25 protein-coding genes and 1 tRNA gene are annotated in these 24,422 nt (G+C 56.5%); 16 read left to right on the top strand and 10 right to left on the bottom strand.

From position 1 onward, the window contains the following. The first annotated feature begins 151 nt into the window (after positions 1–151). From nadE to queA, 8 genes are read left to right on the top strand one after another with little or no spacing between them, the layout of a single operon-like run. Positions 152–901 (top strand): NAD(+) synthase, encoded by a 750-nt coding sequence (gene nadE, locus EH55_RS05840; RefSeq protein WP_037975638.1) that lies wholly within the window; start codon positions 152–154, stop codon positions 899–901. Between the two features lie 36 nt (positions 902–937). Further along, positions 938–1,684: a YebC/PmpR family DNA-binding transcriptional regulator gene (locus tag EH55_RS05845; protein WP_037975640.1), complete on the top strand. Its 747-nt coding sequence runs from the start codon at positions 938–940 to the stop codon at positions 1,682–1,684. After that, complete coding sequence (gene ruvC, locus EH55_RS05850) at positions 1,668–2,189, top strand: crossover junction endodeoxyribonuclease RuvC (protein ID WP_037975642.1); 522 nt, start codon at positions 1,668–1,670, stop codon at positions 2,187–2,189. The genes EH55_RS05845 and ruvC overlap by 17 nt, the downstream gene beginning before the upstream one ends. Position 2,190: 1 nt before the next feature. Further along, positions 2,191–2,790 (top strand): Holliday junction branch migration protein RuvA, encoded by a 600-nt coding sequence (ruvA, locus tag EH55_RS05855; RefSeq protein WP_037975643.1) that lies wholly within the window; start codon positions 2,191–2,193, stop codon positions 2,788–2,790. Positions 2,791–2,800: 10 nt separating this feature from the next. Then, the gene (gene ruvB, locus EH55_RS05860; protein WP_037975645.1) at positions 2,801–3,874 is read left to right on the top strand and encodes a Holliday junction branch migration DNA helicase RuvB; all 1,074 of its coding nucleotides are present in this window, start codon (positions 2,801–2,803) and stop codon (positions 3,872–3,874) included. After that, positions 3,871–4,092 carry a DUF2905 domain-containing protein gene (locus EH55_RS05865; RefSeq protein WP_037975646.1) on the top strand — a complete coding sequence of 74 codons (222 nt, stop codon included), beginning with the start codon at positions 3,871–3,873 and terminating at the stop codon, positions 4,090–4,092. The genes ruvB and EH55_RS05865 overlap by 4 nt, the downstream gene beginning before the upstream one ends. Next, complete coding sequence (locus tag EH55_RS05870; RefSeq protein WP_037975648.1) at positions 4,092–5,507, top strand: SpoIID/LytB domain-containing protein; 1,416 nt, start codon at positions 4,092–4,094, stop codon at positions 5,505–5,507. The genes EH55_RS05865 and EH55_RS05870 overlap by 1 nt, the downstream gene beginning before the upstream one ends. Position 5,508: 1 nt before the next feature. Beyond that, on the top strand, positions 5,509–6,573 hold the full coding sequence (gene queA, locus EH55_RS05875; protein ID WP_037975650.1) for a tRNA preQ1(34) S-adenosylmethionine ribosyltransferase-isomerase QueA: 1,065 nt from the start codon (positions 5,509–5,511) through the stop codon (positions 6,571–6,573). A 96-nt stretch (positions 6,574–6,669) separates the two neighbouring features. Here the strand turns inward: queA and EH55_RS05880 are convergent, their stop codons facing one another. Together EH55_RS05880 and EH55_RS05885 are read right to left on the bottom strand one after the other, a co-directional pair. After that, positions 6,670–7,506: an aminotransferase class IV gene (locus EH55_RS05880; protein WP_037975652.1), complete on the bottom strand. Its 837-nt coding sequence runs from the start codon at positions 7,504–7,506 to the stop codon at positions 6,670–6,672. A 248-nt stretch (positions 7,507–7,754) separates the two neighbouring features. Beyond that, positions 7,755–7,832, bottom strand: a tRNA-Pro gene (locus tag EH55_RS05885). Between the two features lie 209 nt (positions 7,833–8,041). Between EH55_RS05885 and rapZ the strand changes: the two genes are divergently transcribed. The 8 genes from rapZ to EH55_RS05925 all read left to right on the top strand — a co-directional run bounded on the left by rapZ (position 8,042) and on the right by EH55_RS05925 (position 17,781). Then, entirely contained in the window at positions 8,042–8,920 is an 879-nt protein-coding gene (rapZ, locus tag EH55_RS05890) for an RNase adapter RapZ (RefSeq protein WP_236617085.1), read from the top strand. Continuing rightward, entirely contained in the window at positions 8,917–10,041 is a 1,125-nt protein-coding gene (locus EH55_RS05895; RefSeq protein ID WP_037975656.1) for a gluconeogenesis factor YvcK family protein, read from the top strand. Before rapZ ends, EH55_RS05895 begins: the two co-directional genes overlap by 4 nt. 6 nt (positions 10,042–10,047) lie before the next feature. Beyond that, positions 10,048–10,947, top strand: a complete 900-nt coding sequence (whiA, locus tag EH55_RS05900) for a DNA-binding protein WhiA (protein WP_037975658.1) — start codon at positions 10,048–10,050, stop codon at positions 10,945–10,947. Beyond that, positions 10,928–12,907, top strand: a complete 1,980-nt coding sequence (locus tag EH55_RS05905) for an amylo-alpha-1,6-glucosidase (protein ID WP_037975659.1) — start codon at positions 10,928–10,930, stop codon at positions 12,905–12,907. Before whiA ends, EH55_RS05905 begins: the two co-directional genes overlap by 20 nt. Positions 12,908–13,056: 149 nt before the next feature. Then, positions 13,057–14,076 carry a type I glyceraldehyde-3-phosphate dehydrogenase gene (gap, locus tag EH55_RS05910; RefSeq protein ID WP_037975661.1) on the top strand — a complete coding sequence of 340 codons (1,020 nt, stop codon included), beginning with the start codon at positions 13,057–13,059 and terminating at the stop codon, positions 14,074–14,076. A 3-nt stretch (positions 14,077–14,079) separates the two neighbouring features. Next, the gene (locus EH55_RS05915; protein ID WP_037975663.1) at positions 14,080–15,270 is read left to right on the top strand and encodes a phosphoglycerate kinase; all 1,191 of its coding nucleotides are present in this window, start codon (positions 14,080–14,082) and stop codon (positions 15,268–15,270) included. 142 nt (positions 15,271–15,412) lie between these two features. Next, entirely contained in the window at positions 15,413–16,198 is a 786-nt protein-coding gene (gene tpiA, locus EH55_RS05920; protein ID WP_037975665.1) for a triose-phosphate isomerase, read from the top strand. Between the two features lie 203 nt (positions 16,199–16,401). Next, a complete protein-coding gene (locus tag EH55_RS05925) occupies positions 16,402–17,781 on the top strand; it encodes a sodium-dependent transporter (RefSeq protein WP_435593969.1) in 1,380 nt (459 codons plus the stop codon). A gap of 484 nt (positions 17,782–18,265) precedes the next feature. Here EH55_RS05925 and EH55_RS05930 read toward each other — a convergent pair whose 3' ends face one another. The 8 genes from EH55_RS05930 to rplU form a co-directional block, all read right to left on the bottom strand. After that, on the bottom strand, positions 18,266–19,180 hold the full coding sequence (locus EH55_RS05930) for a ketopantoate reductase family protein (RefSeq protein ID WP_037975669.1): 915 nt from the start codon (positions 19,178–19,180) through the stop codon (positions 18,266–18,268). Positions 19,181–19,383: 203 nt separating this feature from the next. Next, a complete protein-coding gene (locus EH55_RS05935; protein ID WP_037975671.1) occupies positions 19,384–19,758 on the bottom strand; it encodes an HIT family protein in 375 nt (124 codons plus the stop codon). A gap of 3 nt (positions 19,759–19,761) precedes the next feature. Further along, the gene (rsfS, locus tag EH55_RS05940; RefSeq protein ID WP_037975673.1) at positions 19,762–20,127 is read right to left on the bottom strand and encodes a ribosome silencing factor; all 366 of its coding nucleotides are present in this window, start codon (positions 20,125–20,127) and stop codon (positions 19,762–19,764) included. Positions 20,128–20,151: 24 nt separating this feature from the next. Further along, complete coding sequence (locus tag EH55_RS05945) at positions 20,152–21,585, bottom strand: LCP family protein (protein WP_051682690.1); 1,434 nt, start codon at positions 21,583–21,585, stop codon at positions 20,152–20,154. A 15-nt stretch (positions 21,586–21,600) separates the two neighbouring features. Beyond that, the gene (nadD, locus tag EH55_RS05950; RefSeq protein ID WP_037975676.1) at positions 21,601–22,209 is read right to left on the bottom strand and encodes a nicotinate-nucleotide adenylyltransferase; all 609 of its coding nucleotides are present in this window, start codon (positions 22,207–22,209) and stop codon (positions 21,601–21,603) included. Between the two features lie 44 nt (positions 22,210–22,253). Further along, entirely contained in the window at positions 22,254–23,660 is a 1,407-nt protein-coding gene (obgE, locus tag EH55_RS05955) for a GTPase ObgE (protein WP_037975679.1), read from the bottom strand. Positions 23,661–23,774: 114 nt separating this feature from the next. Further along, entirely contained in the window at positions 23,775–24,050 is a 276-nt protein-coding gene (gene rpmA / locus EH55_RS05960; protein ID WP_037975681.1) for a 50S ribosomal protein L27, read from the bottom strand. Between the two features lie 24 nt (positions 24,051–24,074). Then, positions 24,075–24,386 (bottom strand): 50S ribosomal protein L21, encoded by a 312-nt coding sequence (gene rplU / locus EH55_RS05965; RefSeq protein ID WP_037975683.1) that lies wholly within the window; start codon positions 24,384–24,386, stop codon positions 24,075–24,077. Positions 24,387–24,422: the final 36 nt, after the last annotated feature.

The following is a 24,422-nucleotide window of genomic DNA, read 5'->3' on the forward strand; positions in this document are numbered from 1 at the left end:
CGCAAAGATTCGGCCTCGCTTCGGCGGGGCCGTTTTTCTCGGGCTGAGCTCCGCCCCTGCGCGGCTCAGCCCGATTTTTATATCGGCGGTGCTGAGTTTATGATAAAATATAACGTGCGATAAAGTTTGCGGCAGAAGGAGAGGCGCTGTGATGGAAATATATCGCAACCCGCGGAAGATAACAGAATATCTTACCGCTTGGATAAGGGAAAAATTCGGGAATGCAGGAATGAAAAGCGCAGTGCTCGGCATCAGCGGGGGCGTAGACTCCGCAGTGCTGGCTGCGCTCCTCGCGAGAGCGCTCGGAGCAGAGAACGTCATAGGAGTCATGATGCCGTGCCACAGCATGAGCATAGACGAAGAATACGCTGAACTTCTTGCAAAATCCCTCGGAATAAAAACTATAAAAACAGACCTTTCCGCGGCTTACGACGCCCTTACGGCCGAATACGAAAAATCCTTCGGCGGCTTAAGCGGGCTCGCCTACGCGAATATCAAGCCGCGCCTGCGCATGGCGACCCTTTACGCGATAGCCCAGCAAAGGAGCTGTCTCGTATGCGGCGGCGGAAATAAGGACGAGATCACGTTCGGATATTTCACCAAACACGGGGACTCCGGCGTCGACCTGCTGCCCCTCGCCGACCTCCTGAAGGGCGAGGTGTGGGCCGTGGCGAAATATCTCGGCGTCCCCCGGCAGATAATCGACCGCCCTCCTACCGCGGCCCTCTGGGAAGGGCAGACGGATGAAAAAGAGATGGGCGTCACTTACGCGGAGCTCGACCGCTATATCGCAACGGGCGAAGCGAGGCCGGAAGTCAAGGAAAGAATCGAAAGAGCGAAAAGGTGCTCCGAACATAAAAGGGCATTTGCCGCTATAGCAAAACTGCCCGAAAACCTTTAGCATCAATTTTTCAAATTATTCTATGAGGTGATTTTCTTGTCAGGACATTCACATTGGGCCGGAATTAAACACAGGAAGGCGGCGCAGGACGCAAAGAAGGGCGTGGCTTTCCAGAAATTGGTCAAGGACATCATAGCGGCTGCGAAAGAGGGCGGCGGAGACCCGAACAGCAACTTCCGCCTGAAAGTCGCGGTGGAGCGCGCGAAGGCCGGAAACGTCCCCGTCGACAATATCGAACGCGGAATAAAGCGCGGAACTGGTGAGCTCGGCGGCCCGATGGAGGAAGTCTACTACGAAGGCTACGGACCGAATGGAGTGGCCGTTATGGTGCAGGCGATGACCGACAACAGGAACCGTACCGCGCCGGACATCCGCTCCCTCTTCACGAAGAGCGGCGGCGCCATCGGCGAAATGGGCTGTGTCGCATGGAACTTCGACCGCAGAGGCGTCATCGAGATTGCAGGCGAAGGCATCGACGAGGAGAGCCTTATGATGACGGCTCTCGACGCGGGTGCGGACGACCTGGAGGCGAACGAAGAGGGCTACGAGATATCGTGCGATCCGAACGTCCTATCACAGGTCGGCGAGGCGCTGAAAGGCGCCGGCTACAACATCGAGACGATGGAAGTCAGCATGATACCGAAAAACACGGTAGCGATAAGCAACAAGTCGGACGCCGCTAAGATGCTCGCGATGGTCGAGCGCTTCGAGGAGCACGACGACGTCCAGGCCGTTTACGCGAACTTCGAGATACCGGAAGACATACTTGCAGAGATCGAATAGCGGGATTTTGCGCGCTCTCGGCATCGACCCCGGGCTCGGGACTCTGGGCTACGGGGTCGTTTCGCAGTCGGGAAACGATCTGATCTGCGAGGCCTACGGCGTTATAAGGACATCGGCGAAGCTTTCGCTCTCCGCGCGGCTTTCCCGCCTTTACGACGGGCTGCGGGCCGTCGCGAAGGAATTTCCGCCGGGCATGGTAGCGGTAGAAAAGCTCTTCTTCGGCCGCAACGTCACTACCGCGGAAATGGTCTGGCAGGCCCGCGGCGTCGTCCTTCTCTTCGCCGCTCAGCTCGGCTTCGAGCCATACGAGATAAAGCCGAGCGAGGTAAAGCTCGCGGTCTGCGGCTACGGCGGCGCCGAAAAGGCACAGGTGCAGGGGATGGTGGCGCAGCTCTTAGGCCTTGAAAAGAATCCGAGCCCCGACGACGCGGCCGATGCGCTGGCGATCGCGATAGCGGGGATCGCCGTGAGAAGCTACGACAGAAACATTATGAAAGGATACTGAGATGATAAACTTTCTGCGGGGCACACTCGCCTCTATAGAAAAGGAGAGCATAGTCCTCGACGTCTCCGGCTTCGGCGTCGAGATCTACCCGACGAGGGCGCTGCTTGCGTCAGCGGCCCTGGGAGAGGAGATGAAATGCCTGGCGTACATGCAGATAAGCGACGCCGGGCTTTCTATGTTCGGCTTCGCGTCGCAGGAGGAAAAAGATTTCTTCCTCGACCTGCTGCAGGTCAAGACGGTAGGAGGAAAGCTCGCGATAGCGCTTATGCGCTATCTCGACCTCGGCAGCATAATAGACGCGATAAGAAACGGCAACGTTTCGATGCTCTCCGTCCCCGGGCTCGGCGCGAAGCGCGCAGAGCGAATCTGCTTCGAGCTAAAGGCGAAAATAGAGAAGAAATTCGTCGGGCTCTCCGCTGTGGGAATATCGGCCGTGGCTTCCTTCGATTCGTCCGTCACGGACGCGCTGAGCGGGCTCGGCTTTTCGCACGGCGAATGCGCGCGCGCGATAGCTATGGCGAAGGCCCAGGCCGAGGACGACGTAAAATGGACCGAGGAGAGCCTGCTTAAGGCCTCTCTCGGCATTCTGCAGCGCAGATAGGCGGATGAAAATGGAAGATGAAAACAGGCAGCGGCACAAACTCATAGAGACGATGCGGCGCGAAAAAGAGGACGAGGTCGCTACGCTGCGCCCTCAGGAGCTGAACGACTTTATCGGACAGAGCGGACTTAAGGACAAACTGACGATATTCATGAAGGCGTCGCTGCAGCGCGGCGAGCCTCTCGACCACACGCTTTTCTACGGCCCTCCCGGCCTTGGAAAGACTACTCTCGCGGGCATCATCGCGAAGGAAATGAAGGGCACGCTGCGCATGACGACCGGCCCCGCGCTCGAAAGGGCCGGAGATTTGGCGGCCATACTGTCGAACATACAGCCGAACGACGTGCTCTTCATCGACGAGATTCACAGGATGGCGCCGAACATCGAAGAAATACTCTATCCTGCGATGGAGGACTTTTCCCTTTCCATCATAGTCGGCAAGGGGCCGCTTGCGCGGAGCATAAGGCTCGCTCTGCCGAAATTCACGCTGATCGGCGCGACGACGCGCCTCGGCCTGCTTACGTCGCCGCTGCGCGCGCGCTTCGGGATAGTCGAGCAGCTTCACCTCTATTCGTCCGGGGAACTGACCGCCATAGTTAAGCGGGGGGCCGGCGTCCTCGGCGCGAAGATAGCCGACGACGCGGCAGAGGAGATAGGCCTGCGCTCGCGCGGGACGCCGCGTGTCGCGCTGCGCCTGCTGCGCCGCGTCCGCGACGTCGCCGAGGTAAAAAAAGCTCCGTCCATAGAGCGCGGCCTCGCGCGCTACGCTCTTGACATGCTCGGGGTGGACCCTGAGGGGCTCGACGAAGGTGACAGGAAATTCCTGCGCGCGCTGGTCGAGCTTTTCGACGGCGGCCCGGTAGGGCTTTCGACTCTTGCCGCAGCCCTCAACGAGGACGGGCAGACGATAGAGGACATCTACGAACCCTATCTGATTCAAAAAGGGCTTCTCGAACGCACGCCGCGCGGACGCAGAGCGACCCGCAATACCTGGGACTATCTCGGCGTCCCGGTATCTCAGCACTTCATACAGCTGCAGAACAGCCAGCAGAGCCTCTTTCCGGCGGAGGATGACGCGCAGTGAATCAGATAGGAAAGATGCTCATAGCCGCCGGTCTTTTGCTCGCCGCGCTCGGCGTCTGCCTTATCGCCGCCGGCAAGCTTAACATACCGTTCGGAAAACTGCCCGGAGACATAACCTATCAGAAGAAAAATTTGACGGTCTTCGCGCCCTTCGGCACGATGCTATTTGTAAGCGTCATATTGACGCTGATACTGAATATCTTTTCAAGGTGGAAGTAGTGAAAAAATTTATAATTATAACTTTGCTGTTCCTTTGCGCGCAGGCCGCGGAAGCCCGCGACATCTCCGTGCTGATACGGCAGGATGTCAGGCAGTGCTCCGTCGCTGGCACCTCTTACTATATAACCGTCGCCGACGGCGGCGTGACGCCCGAGATAACCGGAACCTTTTCGCTTTACGCGAACGGCGCGTCGCTTTCGGCCGGCTCCGTCAGCTACGCTATGCCGGCCACCGTTTCATCGCGGAATCCGATAACGATCGACGGAAAAAGCTACCGCGGAAAGATAGTATTTGAAAGCGGCTACGGCGGCTTCAACATCGTAAACGTCGTCGACATGGAGGAATACCTGAAGGGCGTGCTGAAAGACGAGATGAGCCCAGCCTGGCCCGCCGAGGCCTTGAAGGCTCAGGCCGTTCTCGCCAGGACCTTCGCATCCGGGTCAAAAAAACACGGCAGATACGACGTCTGCGACAAAGTACACTGTCAGAGCTACAGCGGGACGAAGGGGGAGTCGGCTGCGATCGTCGACGCGGTGAATGCGACCGGCGGCGAAATTTTGAAATACGGCGGCGCTCCCGCCGAGATCTACTATTTCGCCGAGAGCGGCGGCTGCACCGCGTCGGCAAAATCGGCGTGGAACAAAAATCTGCCTTACCTTTCCGCGAAGCCGGACCCTGTGCCGGTGAACGGGCCAAACGCCAAATGGCAGGCGGCTTTCACGATGCAGCAGATAGCTTCCCGCCTCGCGGCGGCCGGCGTCCCGGTGGGCTCGATATCGTCGCTTGCACCCGCAGGGCGCGACGAAAGCGGGCGCGTGACGAGCATCGAAGTGACTGGCAGCGGCGGAACAAACGTCGTCGCCGCGGCGAAATTCCGCGCGGCGCTCGGCGCCTCTGTGGTAAAAAGCACACTCTTCGAATTCTCCGCCGCCGGCGGCTATACGCCGCAGCTCAAGGCCACGCCTGCCGCGGCCGAGCCCAAGCCGCAGTACCGCGCGCCGACCGCGAAGGCAGACGTGGCGGCTATGCCGGAGAAGGACGAAGAAATACTCTACTGGATGGCGAGAAATAAAATATTCACGATACAGGAACTCGTATCAATGATAGGCAAGGATAGCGAATATCCGAAATTCATCGCCGAGGGCAAGAGGCGCATGGCCGCTCGAGGACAGACGGAGCCGCCCCAACAGGGCGCTGCGGCGCGTCAGCCGGCGGTTGCGCCGCAGGCCGACGCTTCGCCCCTTTCCAACGCCGCGGCCTCCGGCTACAGCGTGACGATCTACGGCCGCGGTTTCGGCCACGGCGTCGGTATGCCGCAGTGGACGGCCAAGGCGCTCGCCGAGAACGGCTGGAGCTACAAACAGATACTCGACTACTATTTTCCCGGCACATCGCTTGAAAAAGACTGCTACTGAGATGAGCGAAAAAACGCCGGACCTTTCCAAGACCGCGGCCTACGACTATTTTCTGCCGAAGGAGCTTATAGCCCAGGACCCGGCCGAGCCGCGCGATTCTTCGCGCCTGCTCGTCCTCCGCAGGGCGACGGGCGAGAGCGAAGATACGATTTTTCATAACATCGTAAATTACTTACGCGAGGGAGACCTGCTCGTGATGAACGACACTAGGGTGCTGCCGGCGCGAGTCGAAGGCAGAAAAATAAACGAAAGCGGAGAAGGGGCTAAGGTAGAAATTTTTTTCCTTAACCCGGGCGCGCGGCATAATGAGTGGACGGCACTTGTACGTCCCGGCAGGAAGCTGTCCGAAGGCACAAAGGTCGCGCTCTCTGACGATTTTCGCGTAGCGGTGGGCGCGCGCCTCGAAGACGGACTGCGCACGATAATCTTTGGTGAAAGCGACGAGCCTTTAGCGCTGATTCATAAATTCGGCCGGACACCCCTGCCTCATTACATAACTGAGACTCACGCCGACCCAGAGCGCTACCAGACGGTCTACGCCAAGCGCGAAAAAGAAAATTCGGTAGCCGCGCCGACTGCCGGACTGCACTTCACGCCGGAGCTGCTGAAAAAACTCGAAGAGAGGGGCGTGCCGCATAAATTCGTGACGCTGCAGGTGGGGCTCGGCACATTCCGTCCGGTCAAAGCTGAGAACATTGCCGAGCATATAATGCATACGGAATTCTGCGAAGTCCCCGGAGATACGGCCGACGCGATAAAGGAGACTAAAGAGCGCGGCGGCCGCGTCGTCGCCGTAGGGACCACCGTCGTGCGCACGCTCGAGGCGTTCGCTCAGCGCTTCGGCGAAGTCCGCGGCGGCGCGCTGTCGACGAAGCTCTTTATCAATCCCGGCTACAGCTTCAAGGCGATAGACGCGCTTATAACGAACTTTCACCTTCCGATGAGTACGCTGCTGATGCTCGTATCGGCGTTCGGAGGCTACGAAACGACGATGCGCGCCTACCGCGAAGCGGTGGAGAAGCGCTACAGATTTTTCTCCTTCGGAGATTCCATGTTTATCGAGTAACGGCTGAGATAATAGTCTTATAAATAAGATAATATCATATTTATGCACAAAAAAGGCGGATTTCTCCGATAGTCCCGCCTTTTTTGTCAACCTAACTCAATCGCTGAGCCAGCGGCCTATATTCGCGAGGAAAAGCCTGTAAAGATGAGCAGCTACGGGCCCGGGCTTCCCGTTTCCTATCGTAGTGTCGCCTACGCGCACGACTGAAAGCACCTCGTTCACAGTTCCTGTGATGAAGGCCTCGTCCGCTCCGGCAAGCTCTTCGACCTTCGGACAGCGCTCTTCGATAACGAAGCCGTTTTCGCGCGCGAGAGTCAACACCACCTTCCGCGTAACTCCGTCGAGCACGCGTCCGACCGGCGCCGTAATTATCTTTCCTCCCCTGCAGAGGAAGAAATTATTCGTCATGGCCTCAGTGATCTCTCCGTCGGGCATATAGAGGGTTTCGTGATTGAGCCTATCCGCGCTTGATAGCGGGATGAGCGCGAAAAGATAATTAGTGCTCTTACATAGCGGGTAAGGGCGCTCCATTCTGTTCGGCACGAGCACGGCGCCGCGCCTGTGCTCCTCCTCGGACGTCTTCGTGATAGCTCCGAAAATAACGAAAAAACGCGGCTCGGGGAACCTTCCCTTGTCGTTCACGTCGCCGCCTGTGATGAAGGGGCGGACGAGCCCTTCGTCGGGACAACCCTCCATCTTTACGCCGGCGCTGAAAATTTCCGGCAGCAGCGGCAGAACCTTCTCGGCCGCGATGCCGGCGCGCTTCGCGCTCTCGGCGAGACGCGCGAGATGCAGATCGGCGGCGAAAAGTTTTCTGTCGTAAAAGCGCACGGCCTCGAAGACCGCGACGCCGCGCTGCACCGCCATATCGGTAACGGGCAACCTGCATTTGGAAAGCTGGGCGAACTTTCCGCCAAGATAACAGATAGACAAATCAGTCACTCCCTTCTCAATGTGTGCAAAACAGCGGTGTCCCACCGGGCGATAACATTCGTTATTATACCTTATATCCGCAGCATGCCGCATTTGTTTAGCGTGAATTTATCGCCTATATAAACGGTTTACCTTTTGAAACACCTTGAATACGCGGCGGCAAAATTTCACGCCATAGTGGCTCTTTTCTCATAATACAGCCAAAGAGAAAAGGGTTTTCGGCAAAATCCGAAAACCCTTGTTATTTTTGGTCGGGATGAGAGGATTCGAACCTCCGACCACCTGCACCCCATGCAGGTACGCTAGCCAGGCTGCGCTACATCCCGTTCGCATGCGTAATATTACCGCGTCCCGGCGCTTTGGTCAAGTGAAAATTTATTTCCGCCGTAGCGGCGGCGCGTTTGACGCCTCTTAAGCGGCGCTTCGGCAAAAATAAATTTTTTACGCTGAACAGCCGATGAAAGATTTGTTATAATCATCGTGAAGGGTGCGGCTGACGCGGCCTTGTACTTGCGCACGAAGAGAGTTGATCGATTTGCTGAATGAAAGCAGAGGGTGCATCATTATCACAGGAATGTCGGGGGCTGGAAAATCCTCGGCGCTCAACGTGCTCGAAGACCAGGGCTTTTACGCGATAGACAATCTGCCGCCGGCGCTCCTTCCCCAGCTCTTCGACATGCTTGAGAGCCACAGCTCCGCTGCGGACAAGGGCGTAGCGGCGGTCGTCGACGTCAGGAGCGAGGCGCTGCTCAACGACCTTTCTCAGGTAGTCGTCAAGCTGCACGAGAACGGAATCAAAACGAAGATCATCTTCATAGACTGCTCCGACGGCGACCTCGTCAGGCGCTATGAGACGACGCGCCGCAGGCATCCGCTCGCCGAGGGACTCACTATTCTCCAGGGAATCGAAAGTGAACGCGTGCGCCTGCAAAATATTATAAAAAATGCAGATATTGTCATAGACACAACAGGGCTAAAACTGCCCGATTTCAAAAAGAGGCTTCTTGAGGCGACGGGAATGTCGGCCGAACAGCCGTCGATCATAATAAGCTCCTTCGGCTTTAAATTCGGAGCTCCGCAGGACGCAGATTTCATCATAGATGCGCGCTTTCTACCCAATCCCAACTACGTCGACGAGCTTCATTCTCTCTCTGGGAGGGACAAGCCCGTGATAAATTACCTGCAATCTTTCCCTGTGTTCGACGAATTCCTTTCACGCGCAAATTCGCTTTTCGAATACGTCTCTTCCGTCTACGGAGATACGGGTAAGAAGCAGTTGCACATATGCGTCGGCTGCACCGGCGGGCGCCATCGTTCGGTCGCCGTCGCGGAGATGCTCGGCGCCTGCCTTAGGTCGGCGGGAAGGCGCGTCCGCGTGCAACACAGGGACATCGATAAGGGAAGCTTGAGATGACGACGCTATCGTTCATATCGGCCTTTCTGGCGGCGTTTGCGCTCGGCGGCGCCTGCGCTTATTTCGCGTCGCGACGACGCGTCAAATTCATCAGGAAGCCGCCGGCGCCGCGCCATATCATGTCCAACGCGCTGGAATACAGGCTTTCGATGGGGCCTCGCGTCGTCGCGATAGGCGGAGGCACGGGGCTTTCGACTCTTCTGTCAGGCTTGAAAGGCTTTACGAGAAACATCACCGCCGTCGTCGCGGTAACGGACGAGGGGGGCAGTTCCGGCCGCCTCAGGCAGGAATGGGGCGTGCTTCCTCCCGGCGACATCCGCAACTGTATCGTCGCGCTCGCAGAAAACGGCAGCGCGCTGACCAGCCTGCTGAATTACAGATTTGACAGGGGAGAGCTCAAAGGGCACAGCCTCGGCAATATCATCATCCTTGCCGCGACGGAGCTGATGGGCGACTTCCAGCGCGCGGTGCTCGAACTGAACAAGCTGCTCGCGATAAGGGGACAGGTGCTGCCGGTGACGACGGAGAACGTAGTGCTCAAAGGAAGAACCGCGGACGGAAATATCGTGACCGGAGAGCTTCAAGTCTCAGACAACGGCAGCAGGCTGACGGAGTTGTGGATCGAGCCGTCTGACGCCGAACCCGTCGATCCCGTGATAGCCGCCTTCGGCGACGCCGACGTGATAGTCCTGGGCCCCGGGAGCCATTTTACGAGCGTTATGCCGAACCTTCTGCTTCCCGGCGTCGCAAAGCTGCTCAAGGAGGCGACGGCGCCTATAGTCTATATCGCGAATTTGATGACACAGCCGAAGGAGACCGAAGGGATGAATATCCTCTCGCACATAGACTGGATAGCCGGAGTGCTCGGCCGCGTGCCGGATTACGTGCTGGCAAACGAGTCGGCTGTACCGGCGGAATTCATCTCGCGCTACGGGAAGATAGGCGCGGAACCGCTCTACCTTTCGGCGAAGGAAGAAAATTATCTCGAATCTCTCGGTTCGAAGGTGATATACGGGGATTACTGCGAGATAAGGAACGGAAAATATCTGAGGCACAACGCGCAGAATCTTTCTGAGACGATAATGGAGATATCGCGCACAAGGCAGAAAGGCCTGGAGTAAAAAGGTTTGAAGGGCGTAGGCGCTATCTGGGACGAATGGGCGCAACAGCCTCCGGCCTCTCCGAGAGACGAAGCGGCCGGAATACTTGACGGCATACCCTCGGAAGAGAGAGCCGGAGAGACTTTTTTCACGACACCGCGCCTATTCGCGGTCAGGCGGCTCATGCGCCTTTGGGGCGAATGCGGCTGGGACGGCGCGGAGGAGCCGGGACTTTGCGTCATCCCCACGCGGCAAAAGGGCGGGGTGACTTTTTCGGCCGATGAAGCGGCGATGGAAAAGGTGCGGGCGGTGACGGCGCCGACCGCACGGCGCACGAGGAACTGGGGATGGGTGCGCGGCCTCTTCGGCGGCTGCGGCGCCCTCTATATCCCCAAGGCTGGCTACTATCTAGTGATGCGCGTCCCCGAAGGAAAAGGCTCGGCGGAAAGGATTCAGGCGATAATGCGCTCCTGCGGCTTCGACCTCGGAATCAGGAAGAGGGGAGAAAGCCGGGAAGTGACGTTGCGCGACCAGCAGCAGATCGTCACCTTCCTCTCGCGCATAGGCCTTGTAAAGACCGCGCTGGAGCTTGAGGAGACCTCGATATACCGTTCGATGAGGAATCACGCGAACAAGCTCGTCAACTGCGACGCGGCGAACATCAACAAAAGCGTCGGCGCGGCGCGCGGGCAGATGAAGCTTATAGAAAAGATGGAGGAGCTTGGTATGCTCGACGACCTGCCGGAGCCTCTCTTAGAGCTCGTAAAGGCGAGAAAAAGGAATCCGAGCGTAACTTTAAAAGAACTTGGGCAAACTTTACCGAGACCAATCAGTAAAAGTACGGTAGAATATAGATGGCGGAAATTAGAGACTATGCTTGGCAAGCAGTTAAAGGAGGATGATGCCAATGTACTTGGGAAAGGCTGACGTTAACACCTATGACAAAGGCGCCGGAAGGGAATTTCTCGTCTCCAACGGGCGCGGGGGCTACGGCTTTTCAACAGTCATAGGTGCTAACACAAGAAGGGAACACGGACTTCTTGTCGTAAGGCCGGAAAACGAAAGACAGCACTCAGTTCTGGTAAGCAAAATCGAAGAAACAGTTTTTGACAGCAACAAAAAATATCAGTTATCGACAAACCGCTACAGAGATCTGGTCTACCCGGACGGCTACAGATACCTGCAGGAATATCAGGGAAACCCGTTCCCGACCATGCTATTTGTAATTCACAGTATCCTCCTGAAAAAATCGATTTTTATGCCTCACGGAAAAGAATGCACGATAGTCAAGTATGAGCTGCTGGCAGCGCCGGGAAAAATCCGCCTCGACCTGCGTCCGCTCTTTGCCCACAGGAAAAACAGCGAGGTGTGCCTCGACTCCGGCAAAAACGTCTTCTCCGTCTCGTCCGACGACGCGCACGGCATCTGCGTGACGGGAAGGGGACATTCGAGCTGCTGCGCGGCTACGGCCGGAACGTGGGCGCTCAAACCACTCTGGTTCGAAAACCTTATCTACGAGCAGGACGACAACAGCGACGGGGCCTGCGTGGATCATCTATGGTCGCCGGGACTCATCTCCAACGAGATGTCCGAGGGCGATTCTGTTTACATGATCCTTTCCGAGAAGGCAGAGAAATTTACGCTTAAAGAGCTCGGTGAGATCGAAAGCGAAGCGGCGCAGAGATTTGAAGATATACTCGAACAGGCCAACATCCCGGCTTTCAGCAGCGCCGAACAGGACATGGTGGCGTCCTCCTATCACCTCGTCGACGACAGGCCGGAGAGCATAGCGCCGATCTACACGGGCTATCCGTCGGTCGACACGAAAGCCTCCGATACCTTCATCGCGCTGCCGGGGCTGCTTCTTGCGACAGGCAGGGAAAAGACGGCGGCGAAGACTCTCAAATACTGGAGCGGCGTGGCGGAGTCGTGCGGCTGGGCGATGCCCGAAAAGCTCTCCGACGACGGCGAGCCGGAATTCGGCTGCATCGACTGCGGGCTATGGTTCGTCTACGCGGTCGACAAATATCTTTCGCACCACGCGGAAGCGGATCCCGACGACAGGAAAAGGCTCACGAAGGCGCTTTTCGCCGTGACGGACAAATATATTTTGGGAATCGAAGGGCTCGACGTCAAATGCGCCGACAATATGCTCCTTCAGATGCTCGGCGCAGATCCGGCGCGCTACTGGATGAGCGCGGTGGCGGGCGAAGAAGTCGTAGTCCCGCGCTGCGGCTACCTCGTCGAAGTCAACGCGCTCTGGTACAACGCTCTGAAGTGCGCCGAAAAATATGCGCAGGCCAGTGGGAACGCGGAGTCGGCGGAGAGGTATAAAAATGCGGCGGAGAAGTGCGGAAAGTCCTTCTGCGATACCTTCTGGAGCTGCGATATGAACGGCCTGTACGATTACGTAGACCCTGAGACCTTCAAAGGCGACGGCGCGATAAGGCCGAACCAGATATTAGCCGCTTCGCTGCCCTTCAGCCCTCTTTCTCCCGAAGCCGCACAGAGCGTCGTGCGCCTCTGCTGGAACACGCTCTACACGACCTACGGACTGCGCACGCTCGACCCGCGCCATGATAAATTCAAGGGGCGCTCGGAGGGGCGTCTCGACCAGCGGCTGAAGGCGCGCTTCCGCGGAATGGCGTGGCCGTGGCTCTTAGGAGAGTTCATCACCGCCTATTTGAAATATAACCCGACGCGCAAGGATCTTGGCTGGGTGTTTATGCGCCCCTTCAATTCGCATCTGCGCCACGGATGTCTCTGCGGCGTCGCGCAGCTCTTCGACGGCATAATGCCCTACAGGCCGCACGGAGACGTGCTTTCCGCCTGTGCGCTCGGCGAACTGCTGCGCGTGCTTCATGAAAATCTCGAGCCGGACGAATAAAACAAATTGGCGCGAATTTATGTCAAATGCAAAAATATATTTGACATAAACGCGGATAGGTAGCAAAATCTATAAAAGAGGGATAAATTAGACGTTTATCCCTCTTTTCACAAAGCATATCGTAAATATTTCAAGGAGGCACTTTTATCATGGCTAAGTACAAAGTTGCAATCAACGGTTTTGGCCGCATCGGCCGTCTCTCTCTCCGCGCGTTCTTCACAAACGGGAAGAAAAATGATTTCGAAATCGTCGCCATCAACGACCTGACGCCGCCTTCGACGCTTGCATACCTTCTCAAGTACGATTCGGTCTTCCGCCGCTTCCCGGGCACGGTAGAAGTCGACGGAGACTACCTTGTTATAAACGGAAGCCGCATCAGGTCGCTCGCAGAGCCGGATCCGGCGAAGCTTCCGTGGAAAGAGCTGGGGGTCGACGTCGTGATCGAATCGACGGGGCGTTATACGGACGCGAACCTTGCGAAGGCCCACATCGAAGCCGGCGCAAAAAAAGTCATCATCTCCGCTCCGGCGAAGAATCACGACGTGACGATCGTCATGGGCGTCAATGAGGGCACCTACGATCCAGCGAAACACAGCATCATCTCCAACGCCTCCTGCACGACAAACTGCCTTGCTCCGGTCTGCAAGGTCCTTCAGGACAAGTTCGGCATCAAAGAGGGGCTTATGAACACGATCCACGCTTACACGAACGACCAGAAGACGCTCGACTTCCCGCATAAAAACCTTTCGCGCGGCAGAGCGGCGGCGCTTTCGATCATTCCGACGTCGACCGGCGCGGCGAAGGCGATCTCCGAAGTAATGCCGGAGCTCAAAGGCAAGCTCAACGGCTTCGCGCTCCGCGTCCCGACGCCCGACGTCTCGATCGTAGACCTCACGGCGGTGCTCGAAAAACCGGCAACGGCCGACGAAGTCAACGCCGCTATGAAGGAAGCCGCCGAGGGGCCGCTGAAGGGCATCCTCGAATATGAACCCGAAGACCTAGTTTCGATGGATTTCGTAGGCGACACCAATTCGTCGATATTCGCGCCGAAGCACACGCTCGCGATCGGCGAGAACATGATCAAGATACTTTCGTGGTACGACAACGAGTTCGCATACAGCAACAGGGTCATCGACTTGGCGGACTACATCTGCAAAAAAGGGCTGTAAGAAATGCGCTTGAAGACATTTTCCCGGCAGGACGTCGCCGGGAAGAAGGTCCTGGTAAGAGTGGACTTCAACGTACCGCTCGCAGACGGCCGCGTCAGCGACGATACGCGCATAAGGGCGCATTTGGCGACGCTCAACGAGCTGCGCGAGGCCGACGCGAAGATAGCGCTCGTTTCGCACCTCGGCAGGCCGAAGGGCGCCGTCAACATGAAATATTCGCTCGCACCCGTCGCGGAAGAGCTAGCAAAGCTGACAGGGTGGAAGGTTCGTTTCGTGCCCGACTGCATCGGCGCAAAGGTGGACGAAGCCGTAGCGTCGTGGAAGGATGGGGAAGTCCTGCTCCTTGAAAACGTGCGCTTCTATCCAGGCGAAGAAAAAAACGACGCCGATTTCGCGAAAAAGCTGACAAGAAACTTCGACGCTTTCGTGATGGACGCCTTCAGTGCGGCGCACAGAGCTCACGCCTCGACGAGAGCCGCCGCGGAACTGTTGCCCTCCTTCTCAGGCAGGCTCATTGAGCGCGAAATCAAAATGCTCTCGGCCGCGCGCGACAATCCGAAAAAGCCGTTTGTGCTGATACTCGGCGGCGCGAAGGTTTCCGACAAAATAGCGGTCGTCGAGAACATGCTGAAGAAGGTCGATACGATTCTTATCGGCGGTGGTATGGCCTTCACCTTCCTCAAAGCGCAGGGCAAAGAAGTGGGGAAGTCTCTCTGCGAAAGCGAAAAGCTCGGCTTTGCTTCCGAAATGCTCGCTAAGGCGGCTGAGCTCGGCGTTAAGATACTCCTTCCCGTCGATGCCGTAGTGGCTTCGGAGTTCAAAGCCGATTCTCCGGCGTCGGTCGTTTCTACCGACGCTATCCCGACGGATCGGATGGGGCTTGATATAGGTCCCAAGAGCGCCGAGCTCTTCGCAAAGGAGATAGCGTCGGCGAAGACCGTGCTCTGGAACGGGCCGATGGGCGTCTTTGAGATGCCCGCGTTCTCTAAGGGCACCGAAGCCGTCGCCGGCGCTCTGGCGGAGGCGACTTCGAAGGGCGCCCTCACCGTTGTCGGCGGCGGCGATTCGGCGGCGGCCGTCGCTCAGTTCAAGATGGGCGACAAGGTCTCCCACGTTTCCACCGGAGGCGGCGCGAGCTTAGAGTTCTTCGAAGGCAAGAGCCTCCCGGGAATAGAACCTTACGTCATCGGCTGACAAGATCGAGCGTTGCGTTAAAAGGGCGGGCTTGTCCGCCCCTTTATTATATTTTCAGTAATGTCATATAATATAGATAGCGTTATATCATCTCGCTGCAAGTCGTATATTTTTGATAATATTACAAAGGAGAGTCGATAAAATGCGCAGAAAATTTATCGCCGGAAACTGGAAGATGCACAACGGGCCGGCCGCGACGAAAGAATTCTTCGGTAAATTCGCCGCCGAGCTGAAGGGCTCACCGGAAGTCGAAAAGGCGATCGCGGAAGGGCGCGAAGAGGTAGCCTTCTTCGTCCCGGCGGTATCCCTGCTTACAGCCGTCGGCGAAAGCAAGGATACACCTCTGATAATAGGGGCGGAGAACTGCCACTGGGAGCCCAAAGGCGCGTTTACCGGAGAAACTTCGGTGCCGATGATCGCCGAAATAGGCGCCACGCATACGCTCGTCGGACACAGCGAGAGGCGCCACATATTCCGCGAGACCGACGAAGAGCTCAACAAGAAGATGCACGCGGCACTCGAAGGCGGCCTCAGCGCTGTGCTCTGCGTAGGAGAAACTCTCGAAGAGCGCGAAGCCAACAAGGCCTTCGAGGTGATTAGGACGCAGTTCGTCGAAGGACTGAAGGGCGTCGACGCTGGGACGGTCGCCGAAAAAGTTATAATCGCCTATGAACCGGTGTGGGCGATCGGCACAGGCAAGACGGCAAGCGCCGGCGACGCCGAAGAAGTCTGCAGATATATACGTAGGCTCGCCGACGAGAGCTTTGGCTCCGAGGCCGCCGAGATGCTGATAATATTGTACGGCGGCAGCGTGAAGCCGGAGAACACGAAGGGCATCATGTCGCAGCCGGACGTAGACGGCGTGCTTGTAGGCGGCGCGTCGCTCAAGCCGGAAGTATTCATCGAGATAGTCAGGAACGCGTTGTAGTCCCGCAGACGAAGCCAAATGTGCCGCGCTCCTATTTCAGATTAATTATAATTAAAAGCGGATAAGTAAAACCTATGCGGCTCCTGCCGCCCGTCGCGCAGGGGCCGTTATTTGTTTATCAGCCATGTAATGGTAAAATAGCATGGTTGAAGTTCAAAATCCCAGATATGGGAAATATTCACACTATGAACGGGGGACTTCTTGTGGGAGAAAGAAAGCGTGAATCGCTGGGAAGCAGAATAGGGTTTATATTCCTCTCGGCAGGCTGCGCTATAGGGCTGGGGAACGTGTGGCGTTTCCCCTTTATCACAGGGCAGTACGGCGGCGCGGCGTTCGTGCTGATGTATATTCTTTTCCTGCTTCTGCTGGCGATGCCGATAATGGTGATGGAGTTCGCGGTAGGGCGCGCCTCTCAGAAGAGCATAGTAAAGTCCTTCACGGCTCTTTGTCCTCAGCACGGAGTATGGTCGCTGTGGGGCTACGTGGCGTGGGCGGGCAACTACGTTTTGATGATGTTTTATACGGTCGTTACCGGATGGATGCTCGCCTATACGTGGTATTCGGCTTCTGGACGCATGACGGGGCTTTCACCCGACGAAGTCGGCGGAGCGTTCGGCGCGCTGCTATCCTCTCCCGGCGCTCTGGCTTTCTGGCTCGCGCTCGCGGTATTGATAGGCGCCGCCGTATGTTTCTCGGGGCTGCGCGGCGGCGTCGAGCGCGTGACGAAGGTCATGATGTGCGGGTTGCTTGCGATAATGTTCGCGCTGGTACTGCGCTCTGTAACGCTGCCCGGAGCCGCTAAAGGGCTGGAGTTCTACCTGAAGCCCGATTTCGGGCATCTCGTCGAGCACGGCATATGGACAAGCGTCTACGCGGCGATGGGACAAGCCTTCTTCACGCTGAGCATCGGCATCGGGAGCATGGCGATCTTCGGCAGCTACATCGGGCGCGACCGCTCGCTGGTGGGCGAGTCGATGATAGTCACGGCGCTGGACACGGCAGTGGCGATCACCGCGGGGCTCATCATATTCCCGGCATGCTTTGCCTACGGCATCAACCCAGGCGCTGGGCCGGGCCTGATATTCGTGACACTGCCGAATATGTTCAATCATCTGCCGCAGGGACGCTTCTGGAGCGCGCTCTTCTTCCTATTCATGAGCTTCGCCGCGCTTTCGACCGTCATAGCGGTCTTTGAAAATATCTTAGCAGGCTATATGGACAACTTCGGCTGGGAGCGGGGCAAGGCCGCAGTCGTCACGGGGATATCCGTCTTCCTGCTCGCGCTGCCGTGCGCCTTCGGCTTCAACATCTGGTCAGGCTTCCAGCCCTTCGGCGAAGGCTCGATGGTGCTCGACCTCGAAGACTTCATCGTCAGCAACAATCTGCTGCCGATAGGGGCTCTCATCTATCTGCTTTTCTGCGTAACGCGCTACGGCTGGGGCTGGGAGAAATTCATAGAGGAAGCGGACATGGGCGCCGGCCTGAAGGTCCCGTCGTTTCTGCGCTTTTACCTGACCTACATTGCGCCCTTTATAGTTCTGATAATCTTAGCGACAGGCTACTGGGAGAAGTTTATCAAATAACGTTATTAAAGACAGGCTTGCTGACGTCTCTGAATAGATAAGCGAAAAATAACGGCCTCTGTGCTGTAAAATAACAGAGGCCGTTATTTTTTTGTATGGAGATGGCTTTTGTAAAAGACGTAAAAATCCAACCACAGACTTGCTTTTTTGCTTATTTACCATGGCCTTACAGTCTATACTCGATACGCATTTTGAGCTTATTTTGAGCTTAAGGTATGGACTGTAAGGCCATGGTATTGAAAGCTAAAAATATATTCCCATGGTCGCTGTCTTTTACTCTTTTTTTGTAATGTTGTATAACATATAGGAATGTTATAGGAAGCTCGATAAATTCCTAAAAACCGCCAATATCGGCATGCTGATTTTTGTCAGCAGATTTTACATAACATAAGATAAATTATAGGACATTATATTAAATCTGCCGCAGCCACTTCCCCGGCTGGATTTATAGCTGAAAAGCTAAAGTGCGGCGCGGTGCACGTTACTATTTCGCGAAGCGCTTATAGACTGCCTCGTGATACGGCGTCGGCACGCCGGTCTGGCGTCCGAACTCCACCATCCTCCCGATGATGTGCCTGAGCTCCGTCTTATCCGCCGGTTTGCCGCTCGTCAGGTCTCTGTACAGCGAATTTATCGTTTCCGGCGCGAGCTTTGAAAATCCCTCTACAAACTTATCGACGTATTCTACCGGCATTTCGGAGCCTTTGGCCCTAGCGACCGTCACGATCTCTTCCGCGACTGAACGCAGGACTTTTTTGTAGCCTTCGTGTCCGCGCACTTCGCCGACGTTGCCGCCGTAATAGCATAGAACGACGCTGTTGCCGCACATCGAGAGATATTTTTTCCAGCTGTCGAGCGCGATGTCATCGGATATCTGCGTATCTATGCCGGCGCCGTCGAGCGCCGAGGCCAGCTCGCCGAGCTTTTCCGGCCTGCTTCCGTCGCTCATGCCGAAGATTATCTTGCACTTCCCGTAGTTCTGCACAACGTGCCCCGGTTCTTCGATATGGCTGAAAACCCAGATGATTCCGTCCGCAAGTATACAGCTCGGCAGAATGGGGCGCATGAACCCGGATATCTCGACTCCGTTCAACAGAGGCACGACAATCGTGTCGCTTTCGATCATCGGAGCTATGCCGCGGCACATCGCTTCAAGGGCGTAGCCTTTGCAGCAGACAAATACCGCGTCCATCGCTCCAAGCTCTTCCGCATTATCAGAAGCGGCTTTAGGACGCGCGATAAAACTGCCCAGCGTTATCGAATCCACCTTCAGGCCGCCATTGCGTATCGCTTTAAGGTTTTCCCCGCGGACATAAAAGTAGGCGTCCGCGCCGCTCTTTGCGAGGGCTCCGCCGAGTATCCCGCCTATTCCTCCTATGCCTGCTACAGCTATCTTCATTTATCTTCCGCCTCCGGCGATAGAATTATCTGACGTCAGAGCGGCTGATGGTGCGGCGGCGCGGCTCCTTCGGCAGATTCAGCTTCCTACAGCATAATTTTATATGCGCGCCCGGCGTTTGTAACGCTCGCGCGGGCGCGGAAGATACAAAAACGGCCAGGCGCTTTGAAGCGGCACCGGGCCGTGCAAGCCTTAGAGGTTTTTTACTTTTTGACTATATACCCCATCTTTTCGGGTATCACGCCGCGCACCCCGCCGAGCGGCGCTTCGCTGTCGCCCCTGTATCTGGGAATCAAATGCATATGCGCGTGCATCACGGACTGCCCGGCGCAGCTGTTGCAGTTGACGCCGAAGTTGTAGCCGTCGGGACTGTATTTTTCTTCGATCAGTTTCTTTCCCTTGTGGAGTAGCTCGAGCATCGCCGCTTCCTCTTCCGGCTTCAGATCGAAATAGTTCTGCACGTGCCTTTTCGGGATTATCAGCATATGCCCCTCGTTCACCGGCATAGCGTCGAATACCGCGTACGCCAGATCGTTTTCAAGCGCGTAGTCGTCAAGCCTGCAGAATATACATTCCATCCGTCATTCGTCCTTATCTTTGAATTTTTCCGTAGGCGCGTCTCCCCAGAGAGAGTCCAGTCTGTAAAAGTCGCGTCCTTCGCGGCTCAATATATTTACAATGAGATCCCCGGCGTCTATAAGAGTCCATCTTGTGCTCGTCTCTCCTTCGACGCGGTAGCCGATTCCCATTTCGTCGAGCGCGTCCTTCGTGGTATCCTTCAGCGTTTTCGCGTTGAGTTCGGAGCGCGCGACCGCGACGATAAAGACGTCGGCAAATCCAGATACCTCGCTTAGGTCGTGCGCGCTGACTTCGACGGCGTGCTTGTCAAGGAGCGCATTTATCAGTTTCGTGTAAGGCGCGCAGAAATTTTTTTCCTCTTCCGACATTGCGTTTATCACTCTCCGTTCTCACTATTGATTGCCGTTCGTTATGCTTAACATATTATCGAGCAGTCTTACCAGTCTTTCGTAGTCGTGCCCCGCTATTATCGACGCGTAAAAGGCCTGCTTGCTCGGACGCACGAGGTTTTTCGGGATATCGAGCAGTTCGCCGAGTTTTTTGGCGCTCGTCTTGACTCCCTCGCCCGCGTTCGTCGGATACACGACGCAGGAATAGCGGTAGTCGAAATGCTTGGCGTTGCCGGAGTGCACTACGTCTACGCCGAGCTGCTGAAGGCGAGTCGCGACTTCGGAGCCGACGCCGGACTTCCCCACTCCGTTGAGCACCGCCACGGCCTCGGGCATCGACTTTACAAGGCTTATTATATCCTCTCTCTCCGGCTTCCTGTCGGCCCTCTTTTTTGACGGCGAAGAATCTCCTGATGCTCCTACCGCGCTTTCGGCGCCGTCGGAGGATATATCGTCTCCGGCCGTCGAGAAATCTACCTGCCTTGCGTTCCTGCCGTTGCCTTCGGTCACGTCGCCCGAGACAAGCGCGTCTATCGAGGCGTTGAGAAAGGCCTTGGCCGCGTCCAAGTCGCCCTTCCAGTAGCTCAGATTATCGATCATGACAGGCTCCCCCGGAAGCACCGAGAAGAACATCCTTTCGCGGCCGAGCTCGTTCTGGATAAAGCCGGCGAGCTGGACGGCCAGAGTCGGCGACATGTCGGATCTGAAGATCTTCATCGCCTGAGAGGCGAGCTCAGGAAATTTTATTATCACGCGCGGATCGTAGGCCTTTTTGATGACGGCCTTGATGAACTGCTGCTGGCGCTGTATGCGTCCGATATCCCCGAGCGCGTCCTTCCGGAAGCGGACGTAGTTCAACGCCGCCCTCCCGTCGAGCAGCTGCTTGCCCGGCTGGAAGTTTATGTCGAGCTTGCCGGCCCTGTCCACGTAGCGCATCCTCTTCTGAATGTCGATCTCCACGCCGCCGAGCATGTCCACAAATTCGGGGAAGCTGTCGTAGTCTACTACGACGTAGTAAAGAATCGGCTCTTCCAGATATTTTTCCACCGTCGCCTTCATCAGGTCCGGGCCGCCGTACGCGAACGCATGGTTCAGCTTCTGCGTGCCGTGATGTGGAATCTGCACTCTTGTGTCGCGCGGCAGCGATATCACGCGCAGGTCTTTGTCGTCTATGTCTATCGCTATGAACAAAATGGTGTCTGAGCGCCTCGAGCCTTCGACGTTATCCTCCCCCATCAGCAATATGTTGAATTTTCCCTGCTGCTTGAAAAGCTCAGAGTAGCTTAAGTCTTCCTTTTTCTTCGTTTCGTTTTCGAAAGCGGTCATTATATCGTCCTTTGTGGAGTGCCACGCGAAATAGATTCTCGCGGCGGCTCCCCCGCCTAACGCAAGAAGGCCGCAGAGGACGATTAAAAACAAGCTCATAGGTTTTTTCACCAAAGACTCCCCCGTCTAATTTATATAGAGAGATTTTTTTCTGATAAAGCGCTCGACCGCGGTAGGCACCATGAATTTGATGCTCCTGCCGGTCTTTATGCGTTCGCGCAGCTCGGTGCTGGAGATCGCGAGAAGCGGAATCTCCAGCGGTATTATCCTCTCGCGGAGATCCTGCGGCAGCTCTTCCATCCTTTTGTGCGTGTAGCCGTAGCGGCTGACGGCTACAAAGCGGCAGAGCTGCATTATTTCCTCGGGATTTTTCCATGAGACTATGTCGAGCACCGCGTCGAGCCCCGTTATAAAATAGAAGAGCACGCCCTCGTACTCCGGCATCGCGCGCAGCGTGCGGAGCGTATCGATGGTGTAGCTCTTTCCCGCGCGGTCGATCTCCACTCGTGATACGCTGAAGTATGGGCAGTTTACAGTGGCGAGTTCGGCCATTATATAGCGGTCTTCTGCCGACGTTACATGCTGCTTTCCTTTGTGTGGAGGCTGTCCGGTAGGAACGAATATCACCTCGGAAAGCCCCAGCGCCGCATGGGCCTCGTCGGCGGCGAGGAGGTGACCGTTATGTATCGGATCAAAGGTGCCCCCCATGATTCCTATTTTGCGTCTTTCTGCCATCACACTACGCTCCACTTTATCTTGTATCTTCCGGGCGCGGCCTTTCAGGCGTCAAGCCTGCTCGCCGTCTGCGAATCTCCGTCGGAAGGCCCGATATCCCCTTCGCCGTTCGCATATCCTGTATCTTCTTCGTCATCCTCCGGATAGTAGTCCGGGTAGAAATTGAATTCCTTGTATCCGATGCTCACGCTGTCGCCCGAAACCGCGCCTGCGGCCTCCAGCAGCTCTTCTACCTTGTACTTACGAAGCATGCGCGTAAAGCGCGCGAGGCTCTCCTCCTGTGTGAAGTCGCAGCGCTCGGCGAAGTTTTCCAGCTGCCTGTGCAGAATCCTGTAGCCGCCTCCGTGCATCGCTATGATCTGTATTTTTGCGCGCTTCCTGTTCGGCGTGGTTTGGGGCGCTTTTTCTTCTATTGCGAAGAGCCTCACGCCGCTGTGCGGGCGCGGGTTGCTCTTCACAAATTTTACTATCTCCTCCGCCGCGGCCGGTATGCCCTCTTCGGTCAGCGCGCTTGTGACGATCATCTTCGCTCCGGCTTTCGCGAGGTATCGGGAGAGCCTATCGAAGAGCTCTTCGGCGTTTTCTTCGCCGACCTCGTCAGACTTGTTCGCCGCCACTAAGAACGGACGCTTGTCAAGGGCGCCGTCGTATTTCCTCATTTCCTCGCGGATTATTTCAAAATCATTGATTATTTTATCATAATCGCCGCTTTCAAGGCTCAAAACGTGCACGAGCAGCCGCGTCCTTTCAACGTGGCGCAGGAATTCGAGCCCGAGCCCCCTGTTCTCGTGCGCGCCCTCGATAAGCCCCGGCAGATCCGCTATCACGATGTTTTCGTCGCCGGTGTCCAATACCCCGAGGTTAGGCGACAACGTCGTGAAGGGATAGTCCGCGATCTTCGGCTGAGCGTTTGAAATCGCAGCGAGGATGCTCGACTTGCCGGCGTTTGGAAGCCCTACGAGCCCGACGTCCGCTATAAGACGCAGCTCAAGGCGAAGCAGCATCTCCTCGCCCATCTCGCCCATCTCGCAGAAGCGCGGCGCTTTGCGCTTTGAGCTCGCGAAGTATCTGTTGCCGCGTCCGCCGCGTCCGCCGCGCGCCGCAACGAAGCGGTCGCGGGGCTCCACGAGATCCGCGCAGCCTTCGCCGGTTTCAGCGTCGTATATCAGAGTGCCGCAGGGCACGTAGACGACCTTGTCTTCGCCCGCCCGTCCGTTCTTCGCCGCCCCGCTGCCGTGCCCTCCGTTTTCGCCCTTTATATGGTGCATATATTCGAGGTCCGCGAGCGTCTGGAGGCTGTTCGTCGCTTCGAATATGACGCTTCCGCCGCGCCCGCCGTTCCCTCCGTCGGGGCCGCCGTACGGTTTGAAGCGCTCGCGCAGGAAGCTCATGCAACCGTTTCCGCCGCGCCCCGCTTTGACGGAAATACGCAGCGAATCAACAAATTTCATTTGTCCACCTCTTGACGCTGATCATCGAAAAAAAGGGGGCTCCTCAAGGGCCCCCGATAATTTCCCGCCGCCGGTTAGTAGTATGGATATCATATAACCAGCGTAACGTTATTTTTATTCTACCTCTGCCGGCGCCTCGACGAGAGGCTCGACGGTTATATATTTGCGGTCGGCCTTTGTCTGGAAGCGGACCCTGCCCGGTACGAGGGCGAATATCGTGAAATCGCGTCCGAGGCCCGTGTGCCGCCCCGGATGGAACTTCGTGCCGCGCTGACGAACGATGATCGTCCCGGCGTTTACGAACGAACCGTCTCCGCGTTTGACGCCGAGATATTTAGGCTGACTGTCGCGACCGTTTGTAGAACTGCCCTGACCTTTTTTATGCGCCATAATAAAATATCCTCCTGTGCAAAACTAAGCGTTGATCGCTTCGATCTGGACGAGCGTGTACTGCTGCCTGTGTCCGCGGAACTTGCGATAGTTTTTCTTTCTGCGGTATTTGAAGACGATGATCTTGTCCTCCTTGCCGCTTTCAAGAATCTTCGCCGTGACCTTGGCTCCTTCAACATAGGGCGTTCCGATTACCGCGCCGTCGTCTTTGCCGAGGAGAATGACCTTGTCAAACTCGACATTTGCGCCCTCTTCGGCGTGAATCTTTTCCACTCTGAACTTGTCGCCTTCGGCAACCCTGTATTGCTTTCCGCCCTGTTCGATTACTGCGTACATCTTGATTTTCCTCCTCCGCTGTATGCCAGGCAGCCA

This window comes from Synergistes jonesii (assembly GCF_000712295.1).
In the GTDB taxonomy this organism is placed as follows: domain Bacteria; phylum Synergistota; class Synergistia; order Synergistales; family Synergistaceae; genus Synergistes; species Synergistes jonesii.

Excerpts from the sequence above, each read along its gene's own strand:
- EH55_RS05915 (WP_037975663.1), top strand. The coding sequence starts at position 14,080 with ATGCGCTTGAAGACATTTTCCCGGCAGGACGTCGCCGGGAAGAAGGTC.
- rpmA (WP_037975681.1), bottom strand. The coding sequence starts at position 24,050 with ATGGCGCATAAAAAAGGTCAGGGCAGTTCTACAAACGGTCGCGACAGT.
- rplU (WP_037975683.1), bottom strand. The coding sequence starts at position 24,386 with ATGTACGCAGTAATCGAACAGGGCGGAAAGCAATACAGGGTTGCCGAA.
- nadD (WP_037975676.1), bottom strand. The coding sequence starts at position 22,209 with ATGGCAGAAAGACGCAAAATAGGAATCATGGGGGGCACCTTTGATCCG.
- gap (WP_037975661.1), top strand. The coding sequence starts at position 13,057 with ATGGCTAAGTACAAAGTTGCAATCAACGGTTTTGGCCGCATCGGCCGT.
- EH55_RS05935 (WP_037975671.1), bottom strand. The coding sequence starts at position 19,758 with ATGGAATGTATATTCTGCAGGCTTGACGACTACGCGCTTGAAAACGAT.
- EH55_RS05895 (WP_037975656.1), top strand. The coding sequence starts at position 8,917 with ATGACGACGCTATCGTTCATATCGGCCTTTCTGGCGGCGTTTGCGCTC.
- EH55_RS05930 (WP_037975669.1), bottom strand. The coding sequence starts at position 19,180 with ATGAAGATAGCTGTAGCAGGCATAGGAGGAATAGGCGGGATACTCGGC.
- ruvA (WP_037975643.1), top strand. The coding sequence starts at position 2,191 with ATGATAAACTTTCTGCGGGGCACACTCGCCTCTATAGAAAAGGAGAGC.
- ruvB (WP_037975645.1), top strand. The coding sequence starts at position 2,801 with ATGGAAGATGAAAACAGGCAGCGGCACAAACTCATAGAGACGATGCGG.
- EH55_RS05905 (WP_037975659.1), top strand. The coding sequence starts at position 10,928 with ATGTACTTGGGAAAGGCTGACGTTAACACCTATGACAAAGGCGCCGGA.
- nadE (WP_037975638.1), top strand. The coding sequence starts at position 152 with ATGGAAATATATCGCAACCCGCGGAAGATAACAGAATATCTTACCGCT.
- obgE (WP_037975679.1), bottom strand. The coding sequence starts at position 23,660 with ATGAAATTTGTTGATTCGCTGCGTATTTCCGTCAAAGCGGGGCGCGGC.
- tpiA (WP_037975665.1), top strand. The coding sequence starts at position 15,413 with ATGCGCAGAAAATTTATCGCCGGAAACTGGAAGATGCACAACGGGCCG.
- rsfS (WP_037975673.1), bottom strand. The coding sequence starts at position 20,127 with ATGTCGGAAGAGGAAAAAAATTTCTGCGCGCCTTACACGAAACTGATA.
- queA (WP_037975650.1), top strand. The coding sequence starts at position 5,509 with ATGAGCGAAAAAACGCCGGACCTTTCCAAGACCGCGGCCTACGACTAT.